The sequence below is a fragment of the Mesorhizobium sp. M5C.F.Ca.IN.020.32.2.1 genome (assembly GCF_004023105.1).
Taxonomy (GTDB): domain Bacteria; phylum Pseudomonadota; class Alphaproteobacteria; order Rhizobiales; family Rhizobiaceae; genus Mesorhizobium; species Mesorhizobium wenxiniae.
On sequence record NZ_RZSX01000292.1, the window covers coordinates 1 to 6,825 of the forward strand.

The window sequence follows — 6,825 nt, forward strand, 5'->3', positions numbered from 1 at the left end:
CCACTAGCGGGAACCGGCCGCTACCGCGACAATTGGGAATTGTCGACGGCGCGCTCGACCTCGGTGGTGAAGTTCCTGATCGAAAACGGCGTGCCGGCCAACCGGCTGGTTGCGGCCGGCTTCGGTGAATTCCAGCCGCTCGACCCCGCCGACACCGAAGATGCACGCAACAAGAACCGCCGCATCGAGCTGAAACTGACCGAGCGCTGATCGCCCCGGCTCCAGCGGCGGCCGCATTTAGGGCGACAATGCGGGCTAGCAAGGCCTGAAAAGATTACCTTTTGATTACACTTTGCCGAGGATCGCTCCTAGCTATGTCACCGGGCCGAGAACCGCCGGCGGTGGAAGCGTCCATCGCGCCCGACGGAACCGACGGCCCACGGCTGGAAGGTGGCCCCCAATCGCCACCTCCCCTGTAAAAGGAGACGCAACATGCGCTCTTTCACTCCCAAGATCCTCAGGGCTGCAACGCTCGTCGCACTTCTCGTCACCGTTCCGTTTGCTGGCGCCTACGCCAGCCCGCGTGAGGCAGCTTTGATAAACCAGATAGAGAGCGTGGATACGTATACGGGCCGCGATGCAGGCCAACAGGATCAAGCCGGACGAGGCGCGTGACTTGCGCACGCAGGTCTCTCAACTTGATCGGGCCGCCCAGAGGGCCGCTCGAGATGGAACGATGCCGGCCACGCATATCATCAATTGCTGGCTGAACTCGATCATGTCAGCCAAAGGCTGCGGGCTGCCACCGGCAGCGCCTTCCTCATCGGCAGCGGCGGCGATGGCGGCGATCTTGCGCATGATCCTTTGATTCTTGCGCAGATCCGTTCCGCACCGAAGGCCCGCAGCAGATCCGTGCTCCGAAAATTGATTCCGATTTTTCGGGGTCATGCGCCCAGCCAAAGTACGATCAGCGCCAGCACTGCCGGTAGAGTCTGGATGTAGAGGATTTTCCTATCGACCGTCGCCGCGCCGTAGAGGCCGGCGATGGCGACGCAGAGCAGGAAAAACACCTTGATCTGGAAACCGGCCTCGCCGAGGTAAAGCCCCCAGATCAGCCCGGCTGCGAGAAAGCCGTTGTAAAGCCCCTGGTTGGCCGCAAGCACTTTCGATGCGCTGGCGAATTCCGGCGTCAGCTTGAACGCCTTGTGGCCGCGTGGCGTATTCCACAGCACCATCTCCAGATAGACGATGTAGAGGTGGATCAGCGCCACCAACCCGACCAGCACGTTGGCGATCATGCTTCATCTCCCGTCGCGGCACGGCGCCGCCTTGCGATATTGATCACGCACGCCACCGCTCCCGCAAGACGCATTGCGGCGTTCAGCTAGCAACCGATGTGCCCTTCGCTGACGGCCTTCAGGGTTGCCAATGCCCGCGCATTGGTATCTTTTCCCGCCGTTCAAATTCAGCGGAACCCATCATGTCCTTTCAAAAACTCGACGACCTCGGTCACAAGCTCGAAGCGCTGGAACATGCGCTCGCCATTCTCGGCGCCGACGAGGCGACCCATATGGCCGTGGGCGGCGGCGAAAAGCGCGCCGAGGCGATGTCGGCGCTGGCCGGCATGCATCACGCCAGAGCGACCGCGCCGGAGATCGCCGACTGGATCGCTGCGGCCGAGCAGGAAACGCTGAACGAAGAACAGCAGGCAGCGGTCAAGGAGTTCCGGCGGCAGTATACCAACCTGACCTGCCTGCCGGTTGAATTCGTCGAGCGCCAAACGACCGCGCGCATGCGCTCCGAGCAGCTCTGGCGCGACCTGCGGGCGAAAAACGACTGGACAGGATTTTTGCCGGCGCTCGAAGGCGTCGTGGCGCTAGTGCGCGAGGAAGCAGCACTTCGCGCCGACGTGCTCGGCCTCGATCCCTACGACGCGCTGATGGAGCAGTACGATCCCGGCAACCGCGCCGCCGACATCACGCCGGTCTTCGCCGAGCTGAAGACCTTCCTTAGGGATTTCGTACCGGAGGCAATGGCCGTGCAGGAAGAGCGGCTGGCGAAAAACCCTCTGAAGCCGCTTTCGGGCAGCTACGCGATCGAAAAGCAGCGCGAGCTTGGCCTCGCCATGATGGCGGCGGTCGGCTTCGACCTCACCCACGGCTCGCTTTCGGTTTCGCATCATCCGTTCTGTGGCGGCGTGCCGAGCGACGTGCGCATCACCACCCGCTACAAGACCTCCGACTTCCTGTCGGCACTGATGGGAGTGCTGCACGAGACCGGCCATGCGCTTTACGAACAGAACCTGCCGAAGGCATGGGCGCACTGGCCGCTTGGCAAAGCGCGCGGCATGGCCGTGCATGAAAGCCAGAGCCTGTTCGTCGAAAAGCAGATCGGCCGCAACCCGGAATTCTGGCGCTGGGCGCTGCCGGTGGTCGAACGGCACCTGGGCGAGACCTGGTCGATCGACGACATCCTGCCGCATGTTCATAGGGTCGAGCGCGGGCTGATCCGCGTCGACGCCGACGAGGTCACATATCCGCTGCACGTCATCCTGCGCTACGAGCTGGAGCAGGAGCTTGTCTCGGGGCGGCTGGAGGCCGCCGACCTGCCCGAGGCTTGGGACGCCAAGATGCGCGACTATCTCGGCCTGTCGACCATCGACAACCCGGCCGACGGGCCGATGCAGGACGTGCACTGGCCGGGTGCCGCCTTCGGCTACTTCCCGTCCTATACGCTGGGCGCCATGATGGCGGCGCAGCAATGGGCGGCGCTGACCAGAGACCATCCTTCGGCCGACGAAGACCTCGCCACGGGAAATTTCGCGGCGATCAACGACTGGCGCCGTGAAAAGATTTGGTCGCAAGGTTCGCGCTGGTCGACGCCCGACCTGCTCGAACGCGCCACCAGCGAGAAACTCAACGCCGCGCATTTCACCGATCACCTGAAAAAGCGCTACGGCGCATAGGACGGCACCCCCTCCCATCCATCCCACCTGACTGATCATTGGGGTTCTCGAAGATGATTCACCATTCTCGGTCCTAGCCGAGCCACCCTGCCTTGCAGGACGCAATTTACTTTTCTATCACTAGTGGCATTCGACTGTATCTGGGGACGTGCAGGGCATGGGGCGGGCAAGGCACTTTCAGGCGGCGACAACAGTGGCCGCAAGACTTACTATATTGGCAAGACTCACCGTATTGATTGTCATTTGCACGGTTGTACCGGCCATGGCCGGTACAACCGTGCACAAGGGCAGCGTTGGCGACTGGATCGAGCCAGTCGCGCTTCCCAAGGCCGATCCGCAATTCGACAGCCAGATCAAGAACGGCATATCCAACCTGCTGTCGGATTATCAGATCCGGAAGCGCCCCGGCGGATTGGAGGTGTTCGACCGCTATGCCTACAAGATCGTCGACCGCACCGGCCTGGAACGCGGCGCCAGCATAAGTTTTGAATTCGATCCTGCGACGTCCGAGGTCACCGTCAACTGGATCGACATCATTCGCGACGGCGTGGTGATCCAGCATCTTTCCGATGCTGAGTTCGACGTGTTTCGGCGCGAGAGGGATGCGGAGAAGGGCCTCTTCGATGGTTGGCTGACCGCTTACCTGAACATCAACGATGTCCGGGTCGGAGACATCGTCGATTATAGCAAGACCACGGTCAGAACTCCGATCATCGGCACGGATCTCCTTTTCCATTCCTTTGCCGTGGCCTGGGACGAACCAATCGCTTTGATCCGCAAAAGAGTGACGTGGCCAACGGTGCAGCCCCTGAATGTCCGACAGGTCAGGACGGACATACGCCCGGATGTCCAGTCTACCGGAGAAACGACGACCTATCTTTGGCAAAGCGCCAACCCGACGCCGGTGAAATCGCAGGAATATCTGCCGCCGGACTTTCTCACATACCCATCCATCGAAATCTCTTCGACGTCTAAATGGCAAGATATCGTCGACACGGTTCTTCCGTATTATCGGCTCGACCAGGAACTGCCGGCAGATTTCGCAGCGAAGCTCGATGCCATTGCCGCGAAATACGATGCGCCAGAAGACAAGATGATCGAGGCGATGCGCTTGGTCCAGGACAACATCCGCTATGTCAGCCTGTCCATGGGCCGTGGGTCCTATATCCCGCGCAGCCCGACGACCGTGGTGGCAAGCGGCTTCGGAGATTGCAAGGACAAGGCGCTGCTTCTCGCCTCCAGCCTGCGGCGACTGGGAATCCACGCGGACGTGGCTCTCACCGATCTTGACGAAGGGGTTGCTCTCGCCACGATACTCCCGACGATACGGGCGTTTGACCATGTTATCGTGAAGGTCGCCATCGACAGCCAGACCTACTGGATAGACGCGACCAACTATCTGCAGGGAGGCAGGGCAGATAATCTTATACCGCCCGACTACGGCTTTGCTCTGCCCATTGTCGCCGACAAGGCGGGAATGGAAAAGATAGAACGAAAGGAGCTCTACCAGCCGACCACCTTTGTGAATGAGGTATTCGATTTCCCCAAACGCAAAGGCGAGCCGCTCAAACTGACCGTCACCACGACCTATTGGGGCGCAGATGCCGATAGCATGCGCTATAAGCTTGTCTCGCAATCGGCGGCAAGGATCGCGGACGACTATCTCAAATATTACAATCGCCAGTATCCCGGAATGAAAAGCCTGGGGCCGCTGGTGACGAACGACAGCCGCGACAAGAATCTGGTTTCGGTAACCGAATCCTACGATCTGTCGGCAGGCGATCTCGATGCCGATAACCTTTCCAAGGACTTTGCTCTGAAATCGGATGTCGGCATCAGATATTTGCCGGAGCCCGACCTCCTCGAAAGGAGCGCGCCAATCTGGCTAGGCAGCCCGATCTTTCGACGACACCGGTGCACCGTCGGAAATTTGAAGGCCCACTTCGTAGGCCCTGAGGACAATGACGACGTGATTACGCCCTACGTTGCATTCAAGGCTCGTTGGACGAGCACCTCCACCGAATTTCAGGTCGACTGGTTTCTCAAGACTCTCAATGACCGGATTCCCGCCAAGAGTATCGGCCCTTATTTGAAATCCCTCAAGAAGATCAACGACAACTCGGCTTGGAACTACAATTTCGCCTATTCGGACGCCGAAGCGAACTGACGCCAGTGGAAGGATCTACTCCGCGGCACCTCTGAGAGCATTCGACCCGGTTTCGAACTGCAGCTTGGCCAGCCGCGTATAGATACCGCCCTTGGCAACGAGGCTTTGATGGGTGCCTTCCTCGACGATGCAGCCGCCATCCATGACGAGGATCCGGTCGGCCTTCAGAACCGTCGCCAGCCGGTGGGCGATAACGATGGTGGTGCGGCCCTGCATCAGCCGCTCCAGCGCCGTCTGCACCAGCGTCTCGCTTTCGGCGTCGAGTGCCGAGGTCGCCTCGTCGAGCAGAAGGATCGGCGCATCCCGCAGAATCGCGCGGGCAATCGCCACGCGCTGGCGCTGGCCGCCGGACAGGGTCACGCCGCGCTCGCCGACCTCGCTGTCATAGCCTTTCTCGAGCTTCAGGATGAACTCGTCGGCAAGCGCATCCTTGGCCGCCGCCTCGATCTCGGCCTGGCTGGCGTCCGGACGGCCGAAGCCGATATTGTCACGCGCGCTGGCCGCGAAGATGGTGACATCCTGCGGCACGATGGCGATGCGCTCTCGTATGGCGACGGGATCGGCCTCTCGCACATTAACGCCGTCGATCATGATCTTGCCGATCTCGGGGTCATAGAAGCGCAGAAGCAGCGAAAAGACGGTGCTCTTGCCGGCGCCCGACGGGCCCACGATCGCCACCGTCTCGCCGGGCTTGACCTGGAAACTGAGACCGTGGACGGCGGCGCGGTCGGGCCCAGCCGGATAGGAGAAGGATACGTCGTCGAAACTTATTGCGCCCCTGGCCGTCGCCGGTAGCAGTTTCGGATGCGCGGGGGCTTGGATCGCGGGCTTCTCGGCCAGGATCTCGGTTAGCCGTTCGGCAGCACCCGCCGCCTGGGCAAGCTCGCCCCACACTTCCGACAGCGCACCGAGCGCGCCGGCGGCGAACACCGAATAGAGCAGGAATTGGCCGAGCGTGCCCGGCGACAGCGTCCCGCCAAGCACGTCGCGCGATCCGAACCACAGCACCGCCACCACCGAGGAAAAGATCATGAAGATGGCGAAGAAGGTGAGGAAAGATCGGGCAAAGATCGAAGATCGCGCCGCCTCGAACGCGGCTTCCACGGCAGATGAAAAATTCCCGGTGACCAGTTTCTCGTTGGTGAAGGCCTGCAGCGTGCGCACCGCGCCGATCTGCTCGCTGGCATAGGCCGTCGCGTCGGCCAGCGTGTCCTGCGCCAGCCGCGATTTGCGCCGCACCGAGCGGCCGAAGGCGACCAGCGGCAGCACGATCACCGGGATAGCGGCAATGACGAGGCCCGACAGTTTCGGGCTGGTGAAGACCATCATCGCCACGGCGCCGAGCCCCAGGATGACATTGCGCAGCGCCACCGAAGCGGTGGCACCGACCGCCGATTTTATCTGCGTTGTGTCGGCGGCGAGCCGCGACACAATCTCGCCCGACTGGGCGGTGTCGAAGAAAGATGGCGACAGCGTCGTGACATGGCGGAACACGTCGTTGCGGATGTCGGCGACGACGCGCTCGCCCAGCGTGATGACGAAATAGTAGCGGCTGGCCGACGCCGCGGCGAGCAAGGCAGCCATCACCACCAGCATGGCGAAATACTCGGCGATGAAACTGGAATCGGAAGCTGAAAAGCCGTGGTCGATCATGCGCCGCACGGCCAGCGGCAGCGCCAGCGTCGTCGCCGCCGCTACGGTCAGCGAGACGACCGCGCCAATGACCATCTTCCGGTAGCGGGTGATATAGGGG

At 61.6% G+C, this 6,825-nt stretch carries 7 protein-coding genes; 4 read left to right on the plus strand and 3 right to left on the minus strand.

The annotated features are described in order from the left end of the window. Positions 1 to 210: OmpA family protein (locus tag EOA86_RS16275; protein ID WP_164891778.1), on the plus strand; the 210-nt coding region annotated here is incomplete at its 5' end. 222 nt (positions 211 to 432) lie between these two features. Beyond that, positions 433 to 615 carry a hypothetical protein gene (locus EOA86_RS39405; RefSeq protein ID WP_206630039.1) on the plus strand — a complete coding sequence of 61 codons (183 nt, stop codon included), beginning with the start codon at positions 433 to 435 and terminating at the stop codon, positions 613 to 615. A gap of 18 nt (positions 616 to 633) precedes the next feature. On the opposite strand, the gene EOA86_RS39410 is transcribed toward EOA86_RS39405, so the two are convergent. Both EOA86_RS39410 and EOA86_RS16285 read right to left on the minus strand, forming a co-directional pair. After that, a complete protein-coding gene (locus EOA86_RS39410; RefSeq protein ID WP_206630040.1) occupies positions 634 to 798 on the minus strand; it encodes a hypothetical protein in 165 nt (54 codons plus the stop codon). Between the two features lie 86 nt (positions 799 to 884). Beyond that, positions 885 to 1,238, minus strand: a complete 354-nt coding sequence (locus tag EOA86_RS16285) for a DUF1304 domain-containing protein (protein ID WP_128342561.1) — start codon at positions 1,236 to 1,238, stop codon at positions 885 to 887. A 182-nt stretch (positions 1,239 to 1,420) separates the two neighbouring features. On the opposite strand from EOA86_RS16285, the gene EOA86_RS16290 reads away from it, so the two are divergent. Next, positions 1,421 to 2,905: a carboxypeptidase M32 gene (locus EOA86_RS16290; RefSeq protein WP_128342563.1), complete on the plus strand. Its 1,485-nt coding sequence runs from the start codon at positions 1,421 to 1,423 to the stop codon at positions 2,903 to 2,905. A 262-nt stretch (positions 2,906 to 3,167) separates the two neighbouring features. Continuing rightward, positions 3,168 to 5,072 (plus strand): DUF3857 domain-containing protein, encoded by a 1,905-nt coding sequence (locus tag EOA86_RS16295; RefSeq protein WP_245497290.1) that lies wholly within the window; start codon positions 3,168 to 3,170, stop codon positions 5,070 to 5,072. 15 nt (positions 5,073 to 5,087) lie between these two features. Here the strand turns inward: EOA86_RS16295 and EOA86_RS16300 are convergent. Beyond that, the coding region (locus EOA86_RS16300) for an ABC transporter transmembrane domain-containing protein (RefSeq protein ID WP_128342567.1) at positions 5,088 to 6,825 on the minus strand (1,738 nt) is incomplete at its 5' end.

Bases quoted from the DNA above. Each gene is read 5' to 3' on its own strand.
- EOA86_RS16285 (WP_128342561.1), bottom strand. From the start codon at position 1,238: ATGATCGCCAACGTGCTGGTCGGGTTGGTGGCGCTGATCCACCTCTAC.
- EOA86_RS16295 (WP_245497290.1), top strand. From the start codon at position 3,168: ATGGCCGGTACAACCGTGCACAAGGGCAGCGTTGGCGACTGGATCGAG.
- EOA86_RS39410 (WP_206630040.1), bottom strand. From the start codon at position 798: ATGCGCAAGATCGCCGCCATCGCCGCCGCTGCCGATGAGGAAGGCGCT.
- EOA86_RS16290 (WP_128342563.1), top strand. From the start codon at position 1,421: ATGTCCTTTCAAAAACTCGACGACCTCGGTCACAAGCTCGAAGCGCTG.
- EOA86_RS39405 (WP_206630039.1), top strand. From the start codon at position 433: ATGCGCTCTTTCACTCCCAAGATCCTCAGGGCTGCAACGCTCGTCGCA.